Origin of the sequence: Bradyrhizobium sp. DOA9 (genome assembly GCF_000617845.2) — a bacterium.
In the GTDB taxonomy this organism is placed as follows: domain Bacteria; phylum Pseudomonadota; class Alphaproteobacteria; order Rhizobiales; family Xanthobacteraceae; genus Bradyrhizobium.
Map to the genome: position 1 here is coordinate 344,471 of NZ_DF820425.1, position 24,668 is coordinate 369,138.

At 65.3% G+C, this 24,668-nt stretch carries 22 protein-coding genes and 1 tRNA gene; 3 read left to right on the plus strand and 20 right to left on the minus strand.

Features of this window, described 5'->3' with window-relative positions:
* Nucleotides 1–24 precede the first annotated feature (24 nt).
* Nucleotides 25–429, plus strand: coding sequence for a nuclear transport factor 2 family protein (locus BDOA9_RS01515; protein ID WP_025032184.1), 405 nt, complete (start codon nucleotides 25–27; stop codon nucleotides 427–429).
* A gap of 32 nt (nucleotides 430–461) precedes the next feature.
* Here the strand turns inward: BDOA9_RS01515 and BDOA9_RS01520 are convergent, their stop codons facing one another.
* The 5 genes from BDOA9_RS01520 to BDOA9_RS01540 all read right to left on the minus strand — a co-directional run bounded on the left by BDOA9_RS01520 (nucleotide 462) and on the right by BDOA9_RS01540 (nucleotide 3,410).
* Nucleotides 462–959 (minus strand): DinB family protein, encoded by a 498-nt coding sequence (locus BDOA9_RS01520; RefSeq protein ID WP_025032185.1) that lies wholly within the window; start codon nucleotides 957–959, stop codon nucleotides 462–464.
* Nucleotides 960–1,042: 83 nt separating this feature from the next.
* Nucleotides 1,043–1,519 carry an RES family NAD+ phosphorylase gene (locus tag BDOA9_RS01525; protein WP_025032186.1) on the minus strand — a complete coding sequence of 159 codons (477 nt, stop codon included), beginning with the start codon at nucleotides 1,517–1,519 and terminating at the stop codon, nucleotides 1,043–1,045.
* 9 nt (nucleotides 1,520–1,528) lie between these two features.
* On the minus strand, nucleotides 1,529–2,239 hold the full coding sequence (parS, locus tag BDOA9_RS36615; RefSeq protein WP_082847772.1) for a type II RES/Xre toxin-antitoxin system antitoxin: 711 nt from the start codon (nucleotides 2,237–2,239) through the stop codon (nucleotides 1,529–1,531).
* A 233-nt stretch (nucleotides 2,240–2,472) separates the two neighbouring features.
* Nucleotides 2,473–2,549: transfer RNA gene (locus BDOA9_RS01535), tRNA-His, on the minus strand.
* A 426-nt stretch (nucleotides 2,550–2,975) separates the two neighbouring features.
* On the minus strand, nucleotides 2,976–3,410 hold the full coding sequence (locus tag BDOA9_RS01540; protein WP_025032188.1) for a phasin: 435 nt from the start codon (nucleotides 3,408–3,410) through the stop codon (nucleotides 2,976–2,978).
* A 572-nt stretch (nucleotides 3,411–3,982) separates the two neighbouring features.
* On the opposite strand from BDOA9_RS01540, the gene BDOA9_RS01545 reads away from it, so the two are divergent.
* Nucleotides 3,983–7,345 (plus strand): PAS domain-containing sensor histidine kinase, encoded by a 3,363-nt coding sequence (locus tag BDOA9_RS01545; protein ID WP_025032189.1) that lies wholly within the window; start codon nucleotides 3,983–3,985, stop codon nucleotides 7,343–7,345.
* 86 nt (nucleotides 7,346–7,431) lie between these two features.
* Here the strand turns inward: BDOA9_RS01545 and BDOA9_RS01550 are convergent, their stop codons facing one another.
* From BDOA9_RS01550 to BDOA9_RS38700, 11 genes are all read right to left on the minus strand, one after another.
* Nucleotides 7,432–9,402, minus strand: coding sequence for a methyl-accepting chemotaxis protein (locus BDOA9_RS01550; RefSeq protein WP_025032190.1), 1,971 nt, complete (start codon nucleotides 9,400–9,402; stop codon nucleotides 7,432–7,434).
* A gap of 208 nt (nucleotides 9,403–9,610) precedes the next feature.
* On the minus strand, nucleotides 9,611–10,783 hold the full coding sequence (locus tag BDOA9_RS01555) for a thiolase family protein (RefSeq protein ID WP_025032191.1): 1,173 nt from the start codon (nucleotides 10,781–10,783) through the stop codon (nucleotides 9,611–9,613).
* A 249-nt stretch (nucleotides 10,784–11,032) separates the two neighbouring features.
* Nucleotides 11,033–12,622, minus strand: a complete 1,590-nt coding sequence (gene serA / locus BDOA9_RS01560; RefSeq protein WP_025032192.1) for a phosphoglycerate dehydrogenase — start codon at nucleotides 12,620–12,622, stop codon at nucleotides 11,033–11,035.
* 122 nt (nucleotides 12,623–12,744) lie between these two features.
* Entirely contained in the window at nucleotides 12,745–13,917 is a 1,173-nt protein-coding gene (locus tag BDOA9_RS01565; RefSeq protein WP_025032193.1) for a phosphoserine transaminase, read from the minus strand.
* A 79-nt stretch (nucleotides 13,918–13,996) separates the two neighbouring features.
* Complete coding sequence (locus BDOA9_RS01570) at nucleotides 13,997–14,188, minus strand: hypothetical protein (protein ID WP_244521441.1); 192 nt, start codon at nucleotides 14,186–14,188, stop codon at nucleotides 13,997–13,999.
* A 271-nt stretch (nucleotides 14,189–14,459) separates the two neighbouring features.
* Entirely contained in the window at nucleotides 14,460–14,924 is a 465-nt protein-coding gene (locus BDOA9_RS01575; RefSeq protein ID WP_025032195.1) for a GNAT family N-acetyltransferase, read from the minus strand.
* 16 nt (nucleotides 14,925–14,940) lie between these two features.
* Nucleotides 14,941–15,531 carry a glutathione S-transferase family protein gene (locus BDOA9_RS01580; RefSeq protein ID WP_025032196.1) on the minus strand — a complete coding sequence of 197 codons (591 nt, stop codon included), beginning with the start codon at nucleotides 15,529–15,531 and terminating at the stop codon, nucleotides 14,941–14,943.
* Nucleotides 15,532–15,604: 73 nt separating this feature from the next.
* On the minus strand, nucleotides 15,605–16,465 hold the full coding sequence (locus tag BDOA9_RS01585) for an outer membrane protein (RefSeq protein ID WP_025032197.1): 861 nt from the start codon (nucleotides 16,463–16,465) through the stop codon (nucleotides 15,605–15,607).
* A 167-nt stretch (nucleotides 16,466–16,632) separates the two neighbouring features.
* Nucleotides 16,633–17,463, minus strand: a complete 831-nt coding sequence (locus BDOA9_RS01590) for an outer membrane protein (RefSeq protein WP_025032198.1) — start codon at nucleotides 17,461–17,463, stop codon at nucleotides 16,633–16,635.
* A gap of 359 nt (nucleotides 17,464–17,822) precedes the next feature.
* Nucleotides 17,823–19,166, minus strand: a complete 1,344-nt coding sequence (gene glmM / locus BDOA9_RS01595; RefSeq protein WP_025032199.1) for a phosphoglucosamine mutase — start codon at nucleotides 19,164–19,166, stop codon at nucleotides 17,823–17,825.
* A gap of 219 nt (nucleotides 19,167–19,385) precedes the next feature.
* Nucleotides 19,386–19,553, minus strand: coding sequence for a hypothetical protein (locus tag BDOA9_RS38700; RefSeq protein WP_192859535.1), 168 nt, complete (start codon nucleotides 19,551–19,553; stop codon nucleotides 19,386–19,388).
* 139 nt (nucleotides 19,554–19,692) lie between these two features.
* On the opposite strand from BDOA9_RS38700, the gene BDOA9_RS01600 reads away from it, so the two are divergent.
* Nucleotides 19,693–20,829 carry an alpha-hydroxy acid oxidase gene (locus tag BDOA9_RS01600; RefSeq protein WP_025032200.1) on the plus strand — a complete coding sequence of 379 codons (1,137 nt, stop codon included), beginning with the start codon at nucleotides 19,693–19,695 and terminating at the stop codon, nucleotides 20,827–20,829.
* 119 nt (nucleotides 20,830–20,948) lie between these two features.
* Here the strand turns inward: BDOA9_RS01600 and BDOA9_RS01605 are convergent, their stop codons facing one another.
* From BDOA9_RS01605 to BDOA9_RS01620, 4 genes are all read right to left on the minus strand, one after another.
* A complete protein-coding gene (locus tag BDOA9_RS01605) occupies nucleotides 20,949–21,575 on the minus strand; it encodes a hypothetical protein (RefSeq protein WP_025032201.1) in 627 nt (208 codons plus the stop codon).
* Between the two features lie 65 nt (nucleotides 21,576–21,640).
* Nucleotides 21,641–22,480 (minus strand): shikimate dehydrogenase, encoded by an 840-nt coding sequence (locus tag BDOA9_RS01610; RefSeq protein WP_025032202.1) that lies wholly within the window; start codon nucleotides 22,478–22,480, stop codon nucleotides 21,641–21,643.
* Nucleotides 22,481–22,546: 66 nt separating this feature from the next.
* Nucleotides 22,547–24,289 carry a SulP family inorganic anion transporter gene (locus tag BDOA9_RS01615; protein WP_025032203.1) on the minus strand — a complete coding sequence of 581 codons (1,743 nt, stop codon included), beginning with the start codon at nucleotides 24,287–24,289 and terminating at the stop codon, nucleotides 22,547–22,549.
* Nucleotides 24,290–24,394: 105 nt separating this feature from the next.
* The gene (locus BDOA9_RS01620; protein WP_025032204.1) at nucleotides 24,395–24,667 is read right to left on the minus strand and encodes a helix-turn-helix domain-containing protein; all 273 of its coding nucleotides are present in this window, start codon (nucleotides 24,665–24,667) and stop codon (nucleotides 24,395–24,397) included.
* Nucleotide 24,668: the final 1 nt, after the last annotated feature.

The following is a 24,668-nucleotide window of genomic DNA, read 5'->3' on the forward strand; positions in this document are numbered from 1 at the left end:
CGATACACATTTCAGGGAGGGCAGATGGCACAGCGCGAAGAGATGCTCGCATTGATCAGGACTGCCTACGCCGCACGCGACGGCGGCGACGTCGAGAGCGTGGTGACGGCTTTCCACCCCGAGGGCCACTTCACCTTGATGGGCGACAAGGGCGCGCTCGAACTAACGGGACGCATGGAGGGGCACCCGACGCTGCGCGGGGCGTTCACCCAGTTCACTGCCGCCTTCGGCTTCGAGAACCGCGAGATCCTGACTGAACTGGTCGACGGCGATCGCGCCGCGGTCCATTCCCGGGTTCTCGTTCGACACAATCCAAGCGGAACGACTTTCAGCACCGAGATCCTGGACCTGTTCAGATTTCAGGATGGCAAGATTGCGGAGCTGACCGAGTTTGCGGATACGGCGCAGATCAAGGCGGTGATCTCCTGACGCGGGGCGAGATGGATTGAAGCGTCCTCGCGCTACGCCAGATGATGAATGTCAGTCGGCTCTGGTTTTGCACCGGCTGCCGTCAGCATCGCGTGGACCTGACCTCGATGGTGGGTCTGATGATTGAAGAGTTGAATTGCAACGAGCGCCTTTGGCTTCTCGATCCGGGTTGAACCGTCTCCCGGGTACCAAACAAGCATCCCGTTCAGGTCCGCTTCGCGCAATCGCGCTGCCCACGCTTCGATGTCCTCGTTGCGTTGCAAGCGGAGCGCCTTGAAGGCATCCCAATCCGAGGGACTTGTGAGGGAGTGCTTGATGGTTTCCTCCGGACGCACGTTCCCCTTCAGGCGCTCCAGGATCAGGGCATCAGCCCAATAGAGGTGGTTCAACGTCGCTGCGATCGACCGGAAGAACGCCCCTCGATCCATCCAGCGATCCTCGTGGCTCAGCCCGTCGGCGGCATTGACCAGAGAGGCGTTCTGCCAGGTGTTGTAGCGGGCCATAAGGCGGCAGTACTCGGCTGAGATCATTTTCTCAGGCTCCAAAGGTTGTCGATGTTGGCTGATGTCGGGATGTTGCCCCAGATGTGTGCAAAGCAGGAAACCTATCAGACTCAGACTTTTCCCGTTCGCAGCCCAAACAGCCGCTCGTCGTGAGGATAGCGCCCGACATGAGACACGCGGATGCGCGCCACATCCACGTGTCTCGGATTGATGAGATAGTTCTGCGCAAACGGTACGATGACAGACGGCACCGACACCACGGCGGTGCGTCTCTCGTCGAACCATGGCCTCAACACATCACGTGTCACCCTGGGATCGCCGGCCCAATTCGGCGACACTCTCTGGATGTCGCTCAAGCTTACCTTTTCGACAGCCAGGTTATCAGGCACGTCGATACCAAGCAGCTGGTAGCTGGTCGGCAAATCCTCCACATCGATTTCCAGATGCACCATCACTTCGAGCAGCGCCGAAGCCGGATGATCCGCGGCGTAGACCACATGCCGGCCGCGATTGTGCCAGCGGCCTTCGGCCTTCAGCCCGCCAATGCCGGAAAGATCGTCGAAATTGGAGATCCGCCAGATCCGCACGGCGAATCCTTAAGCGAGAATTCCGTGATCGATCCGATGCAACATCTCCTCGACCACGCGAGCGCCCGCTTCCGTCGCGAGATAGGCGAGCGGCGTCTCCCCGCCCAGCGCCTTCTTCGGCTTGCGCAGCCAGCGGTGCGCCTTTGCGGCATCGCCGAACACGTTTGCGGCAAGCCGGTCGACCCGCGCCAGCCGAACGGCCTTGTCAGTCTCCTCGACCGTCAGCGGCTCACCATCCGACAGACGCCGAGCCAGCGTGCGTTTCGGCACGACGAGGGCATGGATTTCATCGTCGCTGTAATTGGCAAGGCGCTTGAGCGCGGCGGGCTCGATGCGAAACAGATTGTTGGCGTTGATCACAACGTCGAACAGCTCGGTCGAGGGGTACGAATCATCCGCCGCGTTTTGGCGGAGCCCTAGCGAGGGCGCATCGGTGACGGTGGACAGACCGGTGACCGCATCAAAATATCCCCGCACGACGACCGCGCCGGGTCGGGGCCGATAGGTCCGTTCCGGCTCGGCGGCGGACACGCGTTCAGGCTCCGCCGATTTCCGAGATTTGTCAGGAGATTTACGAGACCCCCTCTTATGGTCAGGCCGCTGAGTAAGGGCCGACGCTGCAATCGCCTTGATCTGCTTGCTGGTCTGGGAGCCGGAGCCGCGAATGCCCCGCGAGGAATCTCGAGCAAGGCCTTTGCCACTACGCTCGTTCTTACCCATGGTTTCTGCCTCGGCAGCTTTGTGCCAAATGCCTAAATAAATCGGCCAATTGGCATCTAAGCAGATGCAGGGATGGATTCAAGCGTCGTCCCACTTGGGCTCAAACCGCAATCCGCGGGCGATCACCGAGTAGCGCTGTGAGCAATGCCCGCCAACACTTTGGCCGGTCTAACAACGCGTCAAAATTCAGCGGTCGGAGCAATGCTGCATCGCGCGCCAATCATTGCGATGATTGGTACAGTTGGGTGGGCTCGAACCACCGACCTCCTGTTCCACAGACAGGCGCTCTAACCAACTGAGCTACAACTGCATCCTTGCGAGCCGCGCCTTGGGCTGCCTGAAAAGGCCTGACACCTGAGGGGGGCTGGACGGGGCGGAAACTAGGTGCAACGGCCCGGTTTGGCAAGGCCGCAGAAGCCGTTATTTGGCCTCTTCAGAGCGTGGAAAACGGGTCGATCGGCCGGGCGGGATCACCTCTCCCCGGCGGGGAGAGGTCGGATTGCTCTGGTGCGCAAATGCGCGCCGGAGCGATCCGGGTGAGGGGCGCTTCGGCTACTTAGACCTGAGCCCCTCACCCGGATCACGCCGGACGATGCTGCGCATCGCCGGGGGTGATCCGACCTCTCCCTTTGGGAGAGGTGGACGGAGTGCTGGGCGCGCGCCCGGGCGACCCATTTCAAAAGAAAAACCCGGGCCTGGCGACCCGGGTTTCTCGCATTCAAACCGGCTTCGCCGCTCAGGCGGCGGACGGATAGTACTTCGAGGCAGAGGCCTTGATCGGCTCGGCGGTCTCGGCGGCGACGCGCTGGGTGAGTTCGACCAGTTCCTTGGCCTGGGACTGGAAGGTCTCGAGCTGCTTGCGGGCGTGGCCGGTCCACAGCTCCATCGCTTCGGTCGGCGACTTGGCGCCGAACAGCTGCTGGGCGAAGTCGAGCTGGGCCGAGGAATTGGCCTTCATGAACTCGACCAGCTTGGCGGTGTACTCGCTCGCACCCTTGGAGGCCGAGGTGAACACGGCCTCCACGGTGCCGTTGTGGGTCTCGGCGGCGTCCTTGAACTTGGCGTAGTTCTCGCGGGCCTGCGCCGCGCCCTTCTCGGCGAACGCACGCACCTGCTCAGGAACCTCGAACGGGATGATCGAGGCAGAAAACGGATCAGTCGCACCTGTCATGTTGGTCCCTCACGCTAATTGAAAAAATGGAGTGAGCCTTCTGGCGCACCCGCCGGCCCCCACCTGGGCCCTCGCATTGAGCGGGAACGAAGACTGGAAACGCGAAACAATTCGAGACGGCTCGCCCAGCGCCAAGCACTATGCCTGCCTATCATGTCAACATTGTGCATCGCAATGCGGCAGACGGGTGCGTTGCGAAATTTAATCTCGGGGAGGATGAGGTTCCGGGGCTAGGGAACCGGGGGTTGAGTGAGCGGGGATGATATCCGTCGTCATTCCGGGGCCCGAGCGAAGGTGCGGGATCCGTCGGACCGCGGAGCAAGAGGATGGATGGATTCCGGGCTCGCGCTTCGCGCGCCCCGGAATGACGGCGGAGCGCGCCCTGCAAATCCCTTGGATGCAACGTCGGCTCGGCTTGCTTGGGTGGCGGGATTAAGGTTATCGCCGCTTGGGGGGCCTTTCCGGGCTTTGGGCCGTGGACCTGGTCGCGCCTTCCGGGCGATACTAACCCTTTCTTAAGGCTGTCATTCCCGGCAGCCGCCACTCGTGAAGCGTGAGATGCAGCCGGCCTGATGACGCGTTCGGATTTCCAGTTGCGAGGGGTGGGCGATCCGCGGCTGGCCGTGCATGCGACCTCCGCCCTGCCGGCCTGGCTGTGGTCGACCGACGGCGCGCGCGTGCTGTGGGCCAATCCGGTCGGCGCCAAACTATTTGGCGCAGCCAACAGCGCCAGCCTCGCCGACAAGGTGTTCGGCCCCGCCGACAGCCACCGCCGCCAGGTCGTGCGGCTCGCCCGGCAGCTTCCGGCGAACGGCGCAATGCGGCTCCAACGGCTGCGCGGCTTCGGCGCCCGGCTCGGGGCGCTGATGACCTGCGGCTGCGCGCGGCTCGACTTCGCCGATGGCGGGCATGCGGTACTGGTGATCGCGATGGACCCGACGCTGCGCACGATGCCGCTGGTCGAGCGGCTGCATCGGCTGGTCGCCGGCGCCGAGGTGCCGATGGCGGCGTTCGCGCCGGACGGGCTGTTCGTCGGCGCCAGCGAGGCCGCCCGCTCCCTGCTCGGCTTTCGCGATCTGTTCGAGGCCGGCCTCGATCGTGCCCGCAGCGATGCGCTGGCAAACGGCCGCGCCGCGACGCCCATCGGCATCGGCGAGATGGTGCTGCAACGGGTCGGCAGCGGCGCCGATGTCGGCCTGGTCGCACTGATCGAGCCGGCCGCCACCACAGCGGCGCGCGAGGCCGCGCCGGAGGTGACGCCGGCACAGCCTGCGCCGCCGGACGAGGCGCCGTCCGCGATCGCGCTGTTCGACGCCTTCACTGAACCGGCCGACCCGCCCGCCGAGACGATTGCGCCCACGCCCCAGCCGATCATCCCCGAGGCGGCCAAAACTCTGGTTGAAAACCAGCCGCAAGCCATTGTGTCGCCGCAGCCCGCGACGATCAATGCGGGCATGGTCGAGCCGACTTCGGGCCAGTGCTCTTCGAGCCAAGACTCTCCAGGCCAACAGTCTTCGGTCCAACAGTCTTCGGGCCAACCGTCTTGGGGCCAGCAAGAGCCGCCCGCACCGCGTCAGCATCCGCTGCGCTTCCTCTGGCAGATGGATGACGAGGGCCGCTTTGTGCTCGGCTCAGATGAGTTCATCCGCCTGATCGGCCCGCACACCGCCGCCGGCTTCGGCCGCCCCTGGCGCGAGATCGCCGAGCAATTCTCGCTCGATCCCGAGGGGCGCGTGGCGAGGGCGCTCGAAAGCAAGGATACTTGGGCCGGCATCACCGTGAACTGGCCGGCCGACGGCGGCGAGCGCATTCCGGTCGAGCTCGCGGGCCTGCCGGTCTACGACAGCAACCGCAACTTCGCCGGCTTCCGCGGCTTCGGCGTCTGCCGCGATCTCGACGCGCTCAACCGGCTCGAGGCGCTCAGGCGCTTCGAGCTGCGCGGCGAGCCGCCGGCGCAGGATCGCGCCACTGAGGCCGTCACGCCAGAAGCGGAGGCCGAGCCTGAGGCGGCGGCGGAAACAGAGGCCGAAGGCGAAGCAGCGGCGGCGCCGCCGCCGATCGCGCCATCCGAGCCCGAGCCGCAAACCGAGCCTGACCTGCCAGACCCCACAAGCGAGACGACTTCACACCCAACCGAACTGGACACGCCCGTGGAAACGCCTCCCAATGTCGTGCCGTTCCGCGCCGGCGGCGATACGCGGCCCCCGACGCTAACGCCGGTCGAGAACAGCGCGTTCAACGAGCTCGCGCGGCAATTGTCCGAGCGGCTCGAGCGCGAGCGCGAGACCATCGCCATCGACGCGACCGAGCCGGCGGTGGAGATCACCGCCGAAGCACCGGAGCCCGAGCCGGAGTCGCCGCCGCAGGCCGCAGCCGAATGGCTGACCGAGCCCGCACCGCCGCCGCGCGGGATCAGCGCGCGCGACCGCACGCTGCTCGACCTGTTGCCATCAGGCATCCTGATCTATCGGCTCGACCGCCTGCTCTACGCCAATCCCGCCTTCCTCGCGCGCATGGGCTATGACAGCCTGAACGCGCTGGAGAACGCCGGCGGGCTGGACGCGCTCTATGTCGAGCCGGGCGTGTCGGCGGCCAGCAGCACCTCGCAAGGCGGCACGCCCGTCACGATCAGCGCGACGATTGCGAATGGCGATGCGCCGCTGCCAACGACGGAAGCGCATCTGCACACGATCGACTGGGACGGCGACGGCGCGCATGCGCTGATCTGCATGTTGCCGCAGGCGGCACCGATCGCAGCAGTAGCTGCCGTCGCGGAGACCGCGGTGGAAGCAGAGCCTGACGCCGCGGACGCGGAGCCTGCGGCCGGCGAAGCCGAGGCCGAGGACCTCGCCGCCATCCTCGACACCACGGCCGAGGGCATCGTGATGTTCGATGCCGAAGGCAACATCCACGCCTGCAATCGCAGCGCGGAAGCGCTGTTCGGCTATGACGGCGAGGCGCTGCTGCAGCAAAATTTGCTGACGCTGTTCGCGCCCGAGAGCCAGCAGATCGTCACCGATTATCTGGAAAGCCTGAAGAGCCAGGACATCTCCAGCCTGCTCGATCACGGCCGCGAGGTGCTGGGCCGCGAGAAGAAGGGCGGCGTCATTCCGCTCGCGATGATCATGGGCCGCACGCGCCCCGACGGGCCGAACTTCTTCGCCGTGTTCCGCGATCTCTCGCACGCCAAGAAGGGCGAGAGCGAATTGACGAAGGCGCGCCGCCTCGTCGACGGCGCCGCGAACGCCAAGGCCGACATGCTGGCGCGGATCAGCCACGAGATCCGCACGCCGCTCAACGCCATCATCGGCTTTGCCGAGGTGATGATCTCCGAGCGCTTCGGCACGCTCGGCAACGAGCGCTACGGCGAATACATGAAGGACATCCGCGCGTCCGGCGAGCGCGTCATCGCCATCATCGATGATTTGCTGGAGCTGTCGCGGATCGAGACCGGCAAGCTCGATCTGAATTTCTCGAATCTGAACCTCAACGAATTGGTCGAAGCCTGCGTCACGGTGATGCAGCCGCAGGCCAACCGCGAGCGCATCATCATCCGCACCTCGCTCGCCCACGCGCTGCCGCAGGTGAGCGTCGATGCGCGCGCGATGCGGCAGATCGCCATGAACCTGATCTCGAACTCGATCCGGCTCGCCAGTGCCGGCGGCCAGGTCATCGTCTCGACCGCGCTGACCGACCGCGGCGAGATCGCGCTTCGCATCCGCGACACCGGCCATGGCCTCACCGAGCGCGAAGTCGCCGCCGCGATGGAGCCGTTCCGCACCCCGCCGCCTGGCGATGCCGCCGACAGCTCGGCGCTGAGCCTGTCGCTGACGAAGGCGCTGGTCGAAGCCAACCGCGCCCGGTTCAACATCAAGAGCGCCGGCCACGGCACGCTGATCGAGGTGGTGCTGGCACCGGCGCTGGCGGGGGCGTGAGGTGTTCCTCCCTCTCCCGCAAGCTTGCGGGAGAGGTTAAGCCCGCGGCGCAACCGATCTAAGCCACGGCCAGTCTGCCGTCGCAATCACGCCGCCCGCACCGTCTCCAAAAACCTGCTCACCTCGACCTTCAGCCGGTTGCTGTCGTTCGACAGCGATTGCGCGGCGGACAGCACCTGCGAGGAGGCGGATCCCGTCTCGGTCGCGCCCTGGCGCACGCTGGAGATGTTGGCGCTGACCTGCGTGGTGCCGGCGGCGGCGCTCTGGACGTTGCGCGAGATCTCGCTGGTCGCGGCGCCCTGCTCTTCCACCGCGGCCGCGATGGTCGATGAGATTTCGGACAGACGCTCGATGGTGCCGCCGATGGTCTTGATCGCGCCGACGGAGTCCTGCGTCGCGGTCTGGATGCTCGAGATCTGCAGACCGATGTCGCCGGTTGCCTTCGCGGTCTGCTCGGCCAGCGCCTTCACTTCCGAGGCCACCACGGCAAAGCCGCGTCCGGCTTCGCCGGCACGCGCGGCCTCGATGGTGGCGTTCAGGGCGAGCAGATTGGTCTGGCCCGCGATGGCGTTGATGAGCTCGACCACGTCGCCGATCCGCGCGGCCGCCTTGGACAATTCGCCGACGCGATCGTTGGTCCGCCCGGCCTGGGCGACGGCCTCGCCCGCCATGCGCGCGGAGGCCTGCACCTGGCGGCTGATCTCGTTCACGGACGCGGTCAGCTCCTCGGCGGCGGACGCAACCGACTGCACGTTGGTCGCAGCCTCCTCGGACGCCGCCTCGACCAGCGTGGCGAGCTCGGTCGAGCGGCCGGCGGTCGTGGTCAGCGACACCGCCGACGCCTCGAGCTCGTTGGCCGCCGACGACACGGTGTCGACGATCTCGCCGATCGCACCTTCGAAATCGTCGGCCATCCTGATCATGTCGGCGCGGCGGCGCTCGGCGGCGAGCTTGTCCTGCCGGATCTTCTCTTCGGCCTCCTCCTGCGCCTTCCGCTCCGCGTTGATCTTGAACGTCTCGACCGCTTGCGCGATCTCGCCGATCTCGTCGGGCCGGCCGAGGCCGGGAAGAACGACGGCGAAATTGCCGTTGGCGAGCTCGATCATCGCCGCGCGCATCGCGGTCAAGGGCCGTGACACCGAGCGGCCGATGAAGATGCCGAGGCCGAGCACGGCGGAGGCGATCAGCGCGATCGCGACGCCGATCCAGAACTGGATGCCGGCGCGCTCGGCCTCGTTCAGGCGATCGGCTTCGGCGCGGATGGCCTCGACCGACGTCGAGACCTGCTCGATCACGGGCTCGACCGCCGCGAAGGCCTCGGACATCGCCTTCAATTCGGCCGCGAGCTTCAGCGCGGTTTCCATCCAGGCTCCGAAGTCGCGCTGATAGTCGGCGAGCTTCTGGCGTAGCTCGGCCCTGGCGCCGTCGGGAATGGTCGCGGCGTCGACGCCGGCCGCAAATTCGGACGCACGCTTCCGCATCTCGTCGCCATACCTGGCATCACGGCGCAGCATGAAATCCTTCTCATGCCGGCGCATCATCAGCATGATCACCTTGAGCTGGGCATTCTGGAGCTGGTCGACCTGGCCCTCGATGCCGTGGACGGAGGCGCGCAGGCGGCCTTCGAGACCGGACTTCTCGTCGAGGCCGAGCCGCTGCCGTTGCTCGACCACGGCGGCAAAGCGCGCCTGGTAGGTCTTCAGCGCTGCGTTCATCGCATCGATCTTCTGCGCCAGCTCGGGCCTGCCGAGGGCCGCGATCCTGCCGCGGAGCGTCTCGATGTCGAGCGCCACCTGCCGGCCGATCTCGACCTGGCGCTGCGCCTTCGCCGGATCGCTGCGCAGCAGAAAATCCTTCTCGGCGCGGCGCGCCTCGAGCAGCTCGACCGCGATCCTGTTGTTCAGCTCGAACACGGTGCGCGCATCCTCGGCGGCGTCGCGATAGATCGCCATGGCGCGTTCGCCATAGAGGTGGATGCCGCCGATCAGGACGACGCCGACGACACCAATGACGCCGATCGCAGTGATCTTGTGGGTGAGTCGAAGGGAAAGCCGCATCTGAACGAGAACCCGGTCGTGGTCGATACGGTTGATGAAGCAATAATGCGTAAAATCTTCCGTTAATTTGCGGGCACGTACAAATACGTGCATTCCTGGAAATACTCGCCTCTGTGCACGTTCGAGTGCATAAGCGGGTTCCGAAAGCGAAACACGGCGCCTTGCGGCGCCGCGTCCAGAATGTCGAGCCGCAGCCTTTCGGATCGGCTCAGCTGTAGATCTCGAACAGGCCGGCGCCGCCCTGGCCGCCGCCGATGCACATGGTCACCACGCCCCACTTGGCCTTGCGGCGGGCGCCTTCCTGCAGCAGGTGGCCGGTGAGACGGGCGCCGGTCATGCCGAAGGGATGGCCGATCGCGATCGAGCCGCCGTTGACGTTGTACTTGGCCGGATCGATGCCGAGCTGGTCGCGGCAGTACAGGCACTGGCTGGCGAAGGCCTCGTTGAGCTCCCACAGGTCGATGTCGTCGATCTTGAGGCCCGTGCGCTTCAAGAGCTTCGGGATCGCGAACACCGGGCCGATGCCCATCTCGTCGGGCTCGCAGCCGGCGGTGGCCCAGGCGACGAAGCGGCCGAGCGGCTTGAGCCCGCGCTTCTCGGCGTCCTTGGCCTCCATCAGCACCACCGCGGCGGCGCCGTCCGAGAGCTGGCTGGCATTGCCGGCGGTGACGAACTTGCCGGGACCCTTGACCGGCTCGAGCTTGGCCAGGCCCTCCATCGTGGTCTCGGGCCGGTTGCATTCGTCGCGATCGACGACGTAGTCGATGATCGACTCCGCCTTGGTCTGCTTGTCGACGACCTTCATCCTGGTCTTCATCGGGACGATCTCGTCCTTGAACTTGTTCGCCTGCTGGGCCGCGGCCATGCGGCGCTGCGATTCCAGCGAGAACTCGTCCTGATATTCACGGCTGAGCTTGTAGCGCTCGGCGACGATGTCAGCGGTGTCGATCATCGCCATGAAGATATCAGGGGCGACCTTGAGCAGCTCCGGATCGACCGATTCCTTCGGCGTGGCACCGCCCGGAATCGAGATGCTCTCGACGCCGCCGGCGACGATGCAATCGGCGCCGTCGGAGCGGATCGAGTTCGCGGCCATCGCGATGGTCTGCAGGCCCGAGGAGCAGAAGCGGTTCACCGACACGCCGGCGGTGGTCTTCGGCAGGCCGGCGAGCAGCGCGGCCTGGCGGCCGATGTTCGGCGCGCCATGGGCACAATTGCCGAGATAGCAGTCCTCGACATAGTCCTTCTCGACGCCGGCACGGTCCACCGCGTGGTGAATGGCGTGGGCCGCGAGCGACATCGGCGGCGTGATGTTGAACCCGCCGCGGCCGGATTTCGCCAGGCCCGTGCGCGCATAGGAAACGATGACGGCTTCACGCATTGTTTTCTCCCTTGTCGAACGATTTGGAACGGAGCGTCCTAACGCCATTGGTACACAAAGATCGGGGGTGGGGAAAATAAAAACGCCGCCTCCGGCGATGGAGACGGCGTTGTTCCGCGGGTCGGAATATATGATATGATGATCGTCATTCCGGGACGGCTCGAAGAGCCGAACCCGGAATCTCGAGATTCTCAGGTGCGCAAGGGCGCACCGGAGTTCTCGCTTCGCGAGCCCCGGAATGACGATTGATCAGAACGTCAGCGCCTTGGCCTGCTTGACCTGCGGCAGGGCCTGCACCTTGGCAAGCACGTCGGCCGGCACCACACCGTCGACCTCGACCAGCGCGATGGCATCGCTGCCAGGCGCGACGCGGCCGAGATGGAAGGTCGCGATGTTGATCTTGGCGTCGCCCAGAAGGCCCGCGAACTTGCCGATGAAGCCCGGCTTGTCCTCGTTGGTGACGTAGATCATCGACTTGCCGAACTCGGCATCGACACGAATGCCCTTGATGTCGACGAGGCGCGGCTTGCCGTCGGCATAGACGGTGCCCGAGACCGACCGCTCCTGCCGCTCGGTGGTGACGGTGACGGTGATCAGGCTCTCATAGTCGCTCTGGGCGGCGCGCACGATCTCGTCCACCACCATGCCGCGCTCCTTGGCGACAACAGGCGCGGACACGACGTTGACCTCGCCGAGCATCGGGCGCAGCAGGCCCGACAGCACCGCGGAGGTGATCGCCTTGATCTTCATCTCGGCGACATGGCCCTCATAGGTGATCTCGACCTTGAGGATTCCGGTCTCGGTGAGCTGGCCGGCAAAGGAGCCGAGCTTCTCGGCAAGCGCGATGAACGGTTTCAGCTTCGGCGCTTCTTCCGCCGTGATCGAGGGGAAATTGACCGCGTTGGAGATCGCGCCGGTGAGCAGATAGTCGGACATCTGCTCGGCGACCTGGAGCGCGACGTTCTCCTGCGCTTCGGTGGTGGAGGCGCCAAGATGCGGCGTGCAGATCACGTTGGGATGGCCGAACAGCACGTTCGCGGTCGCGGGCTCCTCGACGAAGACGTCGAAGGCGGCGCCCGCCATGTGCTTGGAATTGAGCGCATCGACCACCGCCTGCTCGTCGACGAGGCCGCCGCGGGCGCAGTTGATCAGGCGCACGCCCTTCTTCATCTTGGCGATCGCGGCCGCGTCGATGATGTTCCTGGTCTTATCGGTCAGCGGGGTGTGCAGCGTGATGAAATCGGCGCGCTTCAAGAGATCGTCGAGCTCGACCTTCTCGACGCCGATGTCCTTGGCACGCTCCGGCGACAGGAACGGATCGAACGCGATCACCTTCATGCGCAGGCCGAGCGCGCGGTCGGCGACGATCGAGCCGATATTGCCGCAGCCGACGACGCCCAGCACCTTGCCGGTGATCTCGACGCCCATGAAGCGGTTCTTCTCCCACTTGCCGGCCTGGGTCGAGGCATCCGCCTGCGGGATCTCGCGGGCCAGCGCCAGCATCAGCGTGATGGCGTGCTCGGCGGTCGTGATCGAATTGCCGAACGGCGTGTTCATCACGATGATGCCCTTGGCCGTCGCGGCCGGGATCTCGACATTGTCGACGCCGATGCCGGCGCGGCCGATCACCTTCAGCTTCGCCGCCTTCTCGAGGATTTTTGCGGTCGCCTTGGTCGCGGAGCGGATCGCAAGGCCGTCGTAATTGCCGATGATCTCGGCGAGCTTGTCCTTGTCCTTGCCGAGATTGGGCTGGAAGTCGACTTCAATGCCGCGGTCCTTGAAGATCTGGACGGCGGCGGGCGAGAGCGCGTCGGAAATGAGAACTTTGGGTTTGGTCATGGGGTGATCCGTGGTGCGTGCTGCATTTACGGCACGTCATCCGCGGGCTCGACCCGCGGATCCATCTCTCTTGATTGATGGTTGGCCGGGTCAAGCCCGGCCATGACGAGGATTGGGGTTGCTTACGCCGCCTTCGCGAGCGTGGCCTTGGTCTCCGCGAAGGCCCAGTCGATCCACTGCGTCAGCAGCTCGACGTCCTTAGCTTCCACCGTGGCGCCGCACCAGATGCGCAGGCCCGCCGGCGCATCGCGGTAATAGGCGAAGTCGTAGCCGGCGCCTTCCTTCTCGACGAGGGCCACCAGCTTCTTGGAGAACTCGGCCTGTGCATCCTCGGAGAGCGAGGTGATCGCGGGATCGGTGAACTTCAGGCACACCGAGGTGTTGGAGCGGATCGAGGCATCCTTGGCGAGGAAGTCGATCCAGGGCGTCTTCGCCTTCCAGTCGGCTAGCACCTTGGTGTTGGCGTCGGCGCGCGCGATCAGCGCCTTGAGGCCGCCGATCGACTTGGCCCAGTTCAGCGCATCGAGATAATCCTCGACGCAGAGCATCGACGGCGTGTTGATGGTCTCGCCGACGAAGATGCCCTCGTTGAGCTTGCCGCCCTTGGTCATGCGGAAGATCTTCGGCAGCGGCCAGGCCGGCTTGTAGGTCTCGAGCCGTTCCACCGCGCGCGGCGACAGGATCAGCATGCCGTGCGCAGCCTCGCCGCCGAGCGCCTTCTGCCAGGAGAAGGTGACGACGTCGAGTTTTGCAAAATCGAGCGGCTGCGCAAAGGCGGCAGACGTCGCGTCGCAGATCGTGAGGCCTTCACGATCGGCCCTGATCCAGTCGGCGTTCGGGACGCGCACGCCGGAGGTGGTGCCGTTCCAGGTGAAGACGACGTCGCTCTTCGGATCGACCTTCGACAGATCGGGGATCTCACCGTAAGCCGCATTGAGCTTGGTGACGTCCTTGAGCTTCAATTCCTTGACGATGTCGCTGACCCAGCCCTCGCCGAAGGATTCCCAGGCGAGCGTGGTGACGGGCCGTGCGCCGAGCAGCGACCACAGCGCCATCTCGACCGCGCCGGTATCCGAAGCCGGCACGATGCCGATGCGATAATCGGCCGGCACTTCAAGCACTTCGCGCGTCAGATCGATCGCGAGCTTGAGCTTGGTCTTGCCGACCTTCGCGCGATGCGAACGGCCGAGCGCTGCGTCCTTGAGATTTTGGGCATTCCAGCCGGGGCGCTTGGCGCAGGGGCCGGAAGAGAAATGCGGCACGTTCGGCCGCGAAGCGGGCTTCGCTACAGTCATGATCTACCCTTCCAGATAGTAAGCCTCCCGTTGGGGGGAGGTGTCCCGCCGCGGCTGATACGGGAATTGGGAAGGTCCGTCAAGGAAGTTCCGGGGCCTCACGCGCCAGTGATGGCGCTTCCGGTGCAATATCGGGGGATTCGACGAAAGTGAGCGCGTTCAGCAAGTCCGTGGCATCGCTGATCAATTGCGCGGCCTTGCGGCGGCTGCCGACCTTCAAAATGCATTTGTCATTGGCCTGCACGACGTAGTCGTTGCCGACCTTGATCATCGAATAGCTTGTCATCGAAATGTCCCGAACCGACCGAGCTCGGTGTGTGACGTTGCCGTAGCACCGTTCGCTCCCGGGTCCACGTGAACGAAGGCCGGGTAGTTTACCGGCTCTTAACACGAACGAATGCGCGATCCGAATTTGCTGCTCGCGCAAGGCTCGCGGCCAGGGCCCCATTCCGATACAATCGGAACGGGCGCTCTGATTTCGTGTCGACGCGTTTTCCTTGCGCGAACCGGTCTCCGCTTCGCGCGAAAACGCTCCAGCTGCCTCAAAAGCGGACGGCCATGCCCACATGACTCGCAGCGAATCCGAGCCGCTTGTAGAAGCGCTGCGCATCGACGCGCGTCTGATGCGTCAGCAGCTCGACCAGATTGCAGCCGCGCGCCTTTGCTTCCGTCACGGCCCATTGCACCAATTGCTCGCCGATGCCGCGACTGCGACACTCGGTGGCAACGCGAACGTCCTCGAGCAGGCCGCGCGATCCGCCTTGCGAGCTCAGGCCCGGCAGGATCGCGAGCTGCAGGCAGCCGACCACCCTGCCCGCGCTCTCGGCGACCACCAGCGTGAGATTCGGATCGCGCTCGATCCGCGCGAAAGCGTCGTAATAGGCCGCCGGCAACGGGTCCTCCACGCGCTCGCGCGCGCGGCCGAGGTGATCGTCGGCGAGCATCGCAACGATCGCGGCGACGTCCTCGCGCCGTGCGGGACGGATGGAGACGGCCTCGGCGCTCATATCGAAAACTCCAAGCTCAGCGCGCCGGCGGAAGGCCGAGAAACGCCTCGACTTCGCCGATCCAGCGGCGGACGGACGCGTAACGACCGAGGTCGAAGCCGCCTTCATGGGCGACACGCGTATAGGCGAGCAGCGACACGTCGGCGAGCGACAACTCATCACCGGCGAAGAAACGGCCGGCTGAGAGATGCTGCTCCATGCGATCGAGCGCCGCATAGCCGCGCTTGACCTTGTCAGGATCGAGCTCGGAGGCGTCCTTGCCGAGATAGACCATGAGGAAGCGGCACACCGCGATATAGGGCTCGTGGCTGTACTGCTCCCAGAACAGCCATTCGTCCATCTTGGCCGCCGTGAAGGCGTCGCGCGGAACGAGCGCGCTGTCGCGCGCGAGATAACGGATGATGGCGTTGGACTGCGCCAGCGTGCGGCCGTCGTCGAATGCGACGGTCGGCACCTGGCCGGCGCCGTTCATCTTCAGGAATTGCGGCGTGCGCGTCTCGCCCTTGCGGGTGTCGATCTCGATCCACTGGTAGGGCAATGCGAGCTTGTCGCAGACCCACTTCACCTTCAGGCAGTTTCCGGAATTGCCGTCGCCGTAGATCTTCATCGCTGCCGCCCCGCTGTCGGAACGACAGAGCATCAGGACGACGCGGCCGTGTCAACCGGCTGCAAAGGAGTGGCTAGAACTTGTAGCCGGCACCTACGCGAAAATTGTTCAGGTTGACGGAGATGTTCTTGGCGTTCGAGAACCCCACGTGCTCCCACTCGCCCCGCAGGATCACACAGTCGAGCAGCGCGTATTCGACACCGATGCCGGCCGTCCAACCGTAGATGAAGCTGTTCACGCGCCGCTCCGACTGCGTCATCGTATCGGAGCCGATGGTCGAGCGCGTTGTGACGCCAGTGATGGGATCCGTGAAGTCGTCGTATTTCAGATACGACACCGTCGCGAACCTCGACACGTCGGCGCGTCCGATCGCAAGACCGCCGAACGCATAGGGCATGAAATCTCCACCGGACCATCCAATCCGGCCTCGGAAGGTCGCATAATCCTTGAGCTGCAACGAGGCGCCGCCGCCAAGGGTCGTGTCGTAGGTATATGCGTGATTCGTCGGCGCGGTTTCACCGGGGATCAATCGCCTCATGGAATCGCTTGCCGTGCTTCCGAAATTGTTCATGTAGCTGTAATTGGCTTCGACGCCGAGCACGGCATCGTAGACCTGCCAGTTTCGACCTACAAAGGCACCGAATCCCGTCGTCTGGACGTGATTCTTCGGCAACAGCGACCATCCTCCGACCGGTGCCTGCAGGACGCTGTCGCGCAGCATGAAATCCGTCATCGATTTCGGAGCGTGACTGAAATCCATGTCGGCCGTGGCAAATCCGAACTGGCCGCCGATATAGAAGCCGTCCCAATTGACGGAGGACTTCGACAGACCGTCGGTGAAGCCACCGCGCAGGATCGGCAGGTCCGGCATGTCGGCCGCGTGCGCGGCAGAGACCGTCCCCAACATCACCGCTGCCAACAAAAGCCCACGCATCACCACGCTCCATCGAACTCGAACTTTCGCGGTGATCATGGCTCGTTAACCTTAACCAATGGTTGCGTCGGAGGCCTTCGTCGCTGCTCGCCATGAAAAAAATGCAAAGCAAAACGGCGCGGGATGATCCCGCGCCGTTAAGAAATCCTAACCGATCCGCTTGCCGATCAGCCCTTGGTGACGAGCGGCGGCGGCATGTAGGCCGGCGGGCTATTGAGATCCCAGCGCACGCCGAGCTTGACGTCGTGCGAGGTGATGTCCTTGATCTTGATCGAGGTCGGGCCGGAGGCGCTGTTGTCGAACAAGCGGTAATTGCCGGGCGCGGCGTCGCCAAGGTTCATGTAGCTGTAGGCCAATTCGACGGTGAACCCGGGATTGACCTTGTAGGCAAGACCGGCGTGAGCGGCCCAGGCGAGGTTCCACTTTCCGTTGTCGGCGAAGTAGGCGACGCTGTTGTTGAGCAGCGGATTGTAGGACACGCCGTCGTCACGGAAGCCGCTGATCTTGTTGTAGGAGCCGCCGACGCCCGCGCCGATGAACGGCGTAACGCACCACCAGGTGCCGAGGTCGACATAGGCGTTGGCCATCACGAGCCACTCGGACTTGCTGCCGGTGTAGTTGTTGACGCCGACGAAGCCGGGTCCGACGACGTTGTCGCTGCCGTGCAGATTGGCCTTGCCCCGGTACTGCCCGATCACGTCGGCGCGGAACCAGTTGTTGAAGCGGTAGCCGACGCCGAGACCGAACAGCGGCGAGGAGTCGAAGCCGAGGCCTTCCGTCGTCTTCGAGTACCCGGCCGGCAGGCTGCTCTCGATCCGCTTGGCGCTCTGGTTGGTCATGCCGATGTCGCCGCGCAGATACCAGCCGCCGAAATCGGCGGGCGGAGCCGGCGGCGCGTACATGGGAGGGGGCGCCGCGATCGGCATATCGGCGGCGAACGCCATCGACGAGATCAGGGTTGCCGCACCCGCGGCAAGGAGAGACTTCACGCTACGCATTGGCTTCGTCCTTATGGCCGGTGAGGCAAAATACGAGCGCCTCACGTTCTGGAAACTCACGGCGAGGACGATGCCAGCAAATGCTTAAGCGCCACTTAACCCTAATTTTTAAGGTTGATTTTTTCTGACCCTACACGCGAGCGCCGCACGAGCGTTGCAAAAATGCCGCGCACAATGCGACAAGCTCGCCGCATTCCCTAACGATGTGTGAAGCCGCAACGCAGCAAGAGAGGATGCGTTAACCCGTGCCGCGGCAGCTTGGGCAGGAACACCGCGAGCGGCCTGATCGCCGGCAGCCGGGCGCATGATCAGGCCAATCGCGGCGCTTCGCGCCACCTTCTCCCATAAGGGAAGAGAGTTTACGCCGCCGCCTGCCCCAACGCCGAAACGATGGTGTCGACGACGTCCTCGACGAGGTGACGGTCCTCGCCTTCGCCCATGACGCGGATCACGGGCTCGGTACCGGAGGAGCGGATCAGGAGACGGCCGTGGCCGTTGAGGCGCTTCTCGCCGTCGGAGATCGCCGACTTGACGTCGGAATTGTCGAGCGGCTTGCCGCCCTTGTGGCGGACGTTCTTGAGGATCTGCGGCAGCGGATCGAAGCGATGGCAGACCTCGGAAACCGGGCGGCGCAGCTTCTGCACCACGGCCAGCACCTGCAATGCGGCGACGAAACCATCGCCCGTCGTGGCGTAGTCGGACAGGATGATGTGCCCGGACTGCTCGCCGCCGAGATTGTAGCCGCCGTTCAGCATCTGCTCGAGCACGTAGCGGTCGCCGACCGGCGTGCGGACGAGGTCGATCCCCTGCCCTTGCAGGAAGCGCTCCAGCCCGAGATTGGACATCACGGTGGCGACGATGCCGGGACGCGACAGGCGGCCGTCCTCCTTCCAGCTCTGCGCGATCACCGCGAGCAGCTGGTCGCCGTCGACGACATGGCCGCGCTCGTCGACCAGGATGACGCGATCGGCATCGCCGTCCAGCGCAATGCCGATGTCGGCGCGCATCTCGCGTACCTTCTTCGAGAGCGCCTCCGGCGAGGTCGAGCCGCAATCCTTGTTGATGTTGAAGCCGTCGGGCTCGACGCCGATCGGCACCACGTCGGCGCCCAATTCCCACAGCGCTTCGGGCACCACCTTGTAGGCGGCGCCGTTGGCGCAGTCGATCACGACGCGCAGGCCTTCGAGCGAGAGGTCGCGCGGCAGCGTGCGCTTGGCGAACTCGATGTAGCGGTCGTGCACGCCGTCGATGCGGCGGGCGCGGCCGAGGCTCGCGCTCTGGGCGAGCCGCTTGTCGAGGGATTCGTCGAGCAGCTGCTCGATCTGGCGTTCGACGTCGTCCGAGAGCTTGAAGCCCTGCGGGCCGAACAGCTTGATGCCGTTGTCCTCGAACAGATTGTGCGAGGCGGAGATCATGACGCCGAGATCGGCGCGCATCGACTTGGTCAGCATCGCGACCGCCGGCGTCGGCATCGGGCCGACCAGCAGCACGTCCATGCCGACCGAGGTGAAGCCCGCGACCATGGCGTATTCGATCATGTAGCCGGACAGGCGGGTGTCCTTGCCGATCACGACCCGGTGGCGGTGGTCGCCGCGCTGAAACGCAAGGCCCGCGGCCTGGCCGACCTTGAGCGCGAGCTCCGGCGTGATCAGTCCGTTGGCGCGGCCCCTAATCCCGTCCGTCCCGAAATATTTGCGGCTCATATCGTCCCCCAAGACAACAACCAGGGATCCCCTCTACAATCACGGGTTGCCCGAAGGGGCCCCGCATCCCTGATTTGCTGGGGTCTTATAATGCCATCGCGGCTAACTTGGTTTCAAAAAATATGATGAATCATTACGGAACCGGCGCGGCGCCGGACCGATAAGGTCTTGTTAACACTATAATTCCGTGTGAAAGCCGCGCCCGCATGGAACCCGGCTCTAGCCGGTGCGCTTGACATGGCCGTCCTCGCGGCTCGGCGCCGGCTGGGTGACATTGACCGGATCTGAGCCCGGGAAGGTCTCCTCCAGTCCCTCTTCCAGCGCCTCCTCGAGATCATGCTTCTCCTTGATCTCTTCCGGCGACGGTCCTGCGTGCGGCCTCGTCATGGTGCTCTCCCTGCGCTCTCCTTGGCGCTCTCCTTCCAAAACGTTCTGCAAACGATTTGGCTGTGCATCCAACCATGCTAGATGACCCCGAAATCTTCCGATGCAAGACTGTTGGGACATGACGGGCCGGGGAAACGACATGAAGCATATTACCTGTATCGACGATCTTCGCACGCTGCACCAGCGCCGCGTGCCGAAGGCGTTCTTCGACTATTGCGACCGCGGCTCCTATGCCGAGGAGACGCTGCGCGCCAACCGCGAGGACATGCAGGCGATCAAGTTCCGCCAGCGCATCCTGGTCGACGTCTCCAAGCGCGATACCTCGACCACGATCCTCGGCGAGCCCTCGACCATGCCGCTGATGCTCGCGCCGGTCGGCCTGCTCGGCATGCAGCACGGCGACGGCGAGATCCACGCCTGCCGCGCCGCGCAAGCCGCCGGCATCCCGTTCACGCAATCGACCATGTCGATCTGCTCGATCGAGGACATCGCCGCCAGTGTCGAGAAGCCGTTCTGGTTCCAGCTCTACGTGATGAAGGACCGCGGCTTCATCAAGGAATTGATCCAGCGCGCGATGGCCGCCAAGTGCAGCGCGCTGGTGCTCACGGTCGACCTGCAGGTAATCGGCCAGCGCCATGCCGACATCAAGAACGGCATGACGGTGCCGCCGGAATGGTCGCTGTCGAAGCTGCTCGACTTCGCCAGCAAGCCGACCTGGGTCTCCGGCGTGCTGCAGGGCAAGCGCCGCACCTTCGGCAATCTCGCCGGTCATCTGAAGGTCAGCGACGACATCACCTCGCTGTCGACCTGGATCAGCTCGCAATTCGACACCTCGCTGAACTGGAACGACATCGACTGGATCCGCTCGATCTGGCCGGGCAAGCTGATCCTGAAGGGCATTCTCGACGTCGAGGACGCCGAGCTCGCCGCCAAGACCGGCGCGCAGGCGCTCGTCGTCTCCAACCATGGCGGCCGGCAGCTCGACGGCGCGCCGTCCTCGATCGAGGTGCTGCCGGAGATCGTGGACGCGGTCGGCGACAGGATGGAGATCATGTTCGACGGCGGCATCCGCTCCGGCCAGGACGTGATGCGCGCGCTCGCGCTCGGCGCGAAGTCCTGCATGATCGGCCGTGCCTACGCCTATGGCCTCGGTGCCGGCGGCCAGGCCGGCGTCGCCAAGGCGATCGACATCATCCAGAAGGAGCTGCTCACCACGATGGGCCTGTGCGGCGTCAACCGGGTGGATGAGATCGACGATCACATCATTGCGGTGTGAGCGGAGGGGGGCCGTGGGGTGGGCAAAGCGTAGCGTGCCCACCAATGTGCGTGAATGTGAGAAGGACGTGGGCACGGCGCTTTGCGCCTTTGCCACCCTGCGAGTTCAGCGCTCGATCCTCACATCGGCGGCGTCAGGCCGTCGCGGCCGACGCTGACACGGCTGGTCTCGAACGAGCCGTCCGGCAATTGCTTCATGAAGGCGATGACCTTGGCGCCGGGCTTCAGCTCGGATTTGTCGCCGGGCACGAAGGTCACGACCGGCGTGTCGTCGGCGACGAACACCTTCTTCTCGCCGTCCTTGTATTTGACCAGCAGCGTGTGGCCGTCATTGCCGACGACGCTCTCGGCCACCGTCGCGTTGGTCATGCTGGAATTGGGCTTGAGGTCCCAGGGCCGCGAGCCTTCGCCGGTGCCGCGCATGCTTTCCGGAAACACGTGCACCTCGACGGCGTTCTGGCTGCCGTCCGGTCCCGGCACGGTGGTCGCGCCGATGAACGAGCCGGGCTTGACGTCGGCGAGTGAAATCTTCGTAACGCCCGACACGTTCACGTCGGAAGCGAGGCGAAGCTTGACCTCTTCACCGCTGCGCGACTTCACCTGCATGGTGTCGCCATTGACGCTTTCGATGGTGCCGCGCACGCGCGTCGGCACCGGCGCTCTCTGGGCGAAGGCGCAATAGGTCGAGGCGGCCACCATCACGACGGCGATCAGTGGACGTATGAAACTTGCACGTTTAACAGTCATGACGGTCTCCGATTGTCCCACGAGGGTAGAACTCCAGAGATGGTGCGCTATTCGCCGCGCCGCGCTCAAGACTTCGTGAGATCGGCCTCGACCAATGTGCGCAGCTCGGCGGTGACCTCGGGCCGCCGCCCGAACCACAGCTCGAAGCCGCGCACCGCCTGATGCAGCAGCATGCCGAGTCCGTCGGCGGTCTTCAATCCGCGCGTCGCAGCGGCGGCGAGCAGCGGCGTCACCAGGGGAACGTAGACGAGGTCGGCGACGACGGCGTCTTGCGGCAGGCGCGCGACGTCGACATCGAGTGACGGCTGGCCATGCATGCCGAGCGAGGTCGTGTTCACGAGAAGTTTTGCGCGCGGCAGCACGTCGCCGATCGCCTCCCACGGCAGCGCATGCAGGTTCGATCCGAACTGCTTTGCCAGCGTCTCGGCCCGCGCGATGGTGCGGTTGGCGACATGCACGCAGTGGATGCCTCTTTCCAGCAGGCCGAAGGCGACCGCGCGCGAGGAGCCGCCGGCACCCAGCACCAGCGCCTCCTCGGCCATGTCCCAGCCGGGGGCGCTGGCGTCGAGATTGTTGATGAAGCCTTCGACATCGGTGTTGGTGGAGCGCAGCTCGCCCTCGGCAAACCACAGCGTGTTGGCAGCGCCGACCGCCTTCGCGCGCGCGTCGGGCGTCGACAGCGCCAGCACGGCCTCCTTGTGCGGGATGGTGACGTTGGCACCGACGAAGCCGCGCAGCGACAGCCGCAGCACGAAATCGCGCAGATCCTCCGGCGGCACCGCCTCGATGACATAGCCACCCTCGATGCCGAGCGTGCGCAGCCAGTGATGGTGGATCAGCGGCGAGCGCGAATGCGCGGCCGGCCATCCGATCAGACAGGCTGCGGGGATCCTGGACGCGGTCATCTTTCCCTCGGGTCGTTTCCGAGGCGATCCATTTCGCGTCGCGCCCGCTCTGTCAAGCGCGCCCGGTCAGCTCGCGGCGGCCCCGTCGGCGGCCTGGCCCTTGATGTCGGCGATGGCGCGCTCGAGGCTCGTACGGTAGCGCGCGCGCGGCGGCGTGACGCCGTGGGTGAGCAGCGCACGGCGGACCCCGGGCGAGGCCCCCGTAATGAACAGCTTGATGCCCTGGCGGTGCGCCTTGGCGGCGACGCGGCCGAGCACGTTGGCCGCGGTCGAATCCAGGAACGGCACCGCGGCGAAATCGACCACGAAGGCCTTGCGCCTGTCGGCGATGTCGTCGAGCACGCTGCCGATCGCCGAGGAGGCACCGAAGAAGAACGCGCCGGTGATGCGATAGACCAGCACGTCGTGGTCGACCGCAAGCGCGGAATCGTAGGGAACGCGGTCGCCGTTGCCGTCGTCGGGGCGATCGGCAACCACCAGCGGCGTGCGCTCCTCGATGCCGGTCATCTCCGCCATGCGATGGATGAACAGCACCGCGCCGAGCGCGAAGCCGACCAGGATGCCTTCGGTCAGATCGCGGAAGATCGTGAGCAGGAAGGTCGCGAGCAGCACCACGGCATCGCCCCATGACGAGCGCACGAGCGTGGCGAATTCGTGCTTCTCCGCCATGGTCCAGGCCACCACGACCAGCACGGAGGCAAGCGCGGCCAGCGGGATGTAGCTTGCGAGCGGGGCCGCGACCAGCATGAACAGCAGCAGGAACACCGAATGCAGCATGCCCGCAAGCGGCCCGCGCGCGCCGGCGCGGATGTTGGTGGCCGTGCGCGCGATCAGCCCGGTGACGCAGATGCCGCCGAACAGCGCCGAGCCGATATTGGCCGCGCCCTGCGCCACCAGCTCGCAATTGGAGCGGTGACGGCGGCCGGTCATGCCGTCGGCCACCACGGCCGAGAGCAGCGATTCGATCGCCGCCAGAAGCGCGAACGCGATCGCGTCCGGCAGCACGGCCCTCGCCTTCTCCAGCGAGAACGCGGGCAGCGCCGGCGAGGGCAATTCGCGCGGGATGCCGCCGAAGCGCGAGCCGATCGTTTCCACCGGCAGCGAGAATATCGCACACACGAAGGCGGCGAAGACGACCGCGATCAGGATGCCGGGCCAGGACGGACGCCAGACCCGCAACGCCGCGATGATGGCGATGCTGACGACCGCGACCAGCACTGCGGACGGATTGATCGTGTTGAGACCGCCGGCGAGCGCGACGAGCTTCGGCACGAACTCGCTGGGCTCCTTCCCCGCGAGCGTGATGCCGAAGAGATCGCGAAGCTGGCTGGCAAGGATGATGATGGCGATGCCGGCGGTGAAGCCGACCGTAACGGGATAGGGAATGAACTTGATGTAGGTGCCGACCCTGAGCAGGCCCGCGCCGACCAGGAACAGGCCCGCCATCATGGTGGCGAGGATGACGCCGTCGACGCCGTGCCGCTCCGCAGTCGCCGCGACCAGAACGATGAAGGCACCGGCAGGGCCGCCGATCTGGAACCGGCTGCCGCCGAGCAGGGAGGCAATGAAGCCGCCGGCGACGGCGGTGTAGAGGCCGCGGTCCGGCGTCACGCCCGAGGCGATCGCGATCGCCATCGACAGCGGCAGCGCGACGATCGCAACCGTCAGCCCGGCGAAGACGTCGGCGCGGAAATCCGCAAGGCCGTAGCCTTCGCGCCAGACGGTGACGAGCTTCGGCAGATACAGTTCGGCAAAGGTCGGCTGACGCAGCTGGTGCAGCCGGCCTGCCTGATCGCTTGTGATGCTCATGTCAGCAAAATGCTCCGCTGGCCCCACACTGCTCCGAAGCACCGTGCGTCCCGCGTTGCGACGATGCGCTAGCCCATCTTGATCCCGGGCACGATCGACGCGCGATCACGCTCCGATGCGGCGCGGCGGCCCCGGCTCCTTCAGGCGAACGCCGCGCCCGCCGCCGTCGCTGCGGGCCTGTTCGCCAATCAGCTCGACGCCGGCCCGGTCGAACGCCTCGACCACCTTGATCAGGGTCTCGACCACGCCACGAACATTGCCGGTCGAGGCCTCCATCCGCTGGATGGTCGGCAGCGACACGCCGGCGAGCTCGGCCAGGGTTTTCTGGTCGATGCCGAGCAGCGCGCGGGCTGCCCGCATCTGGAAGGAGGTGATCACC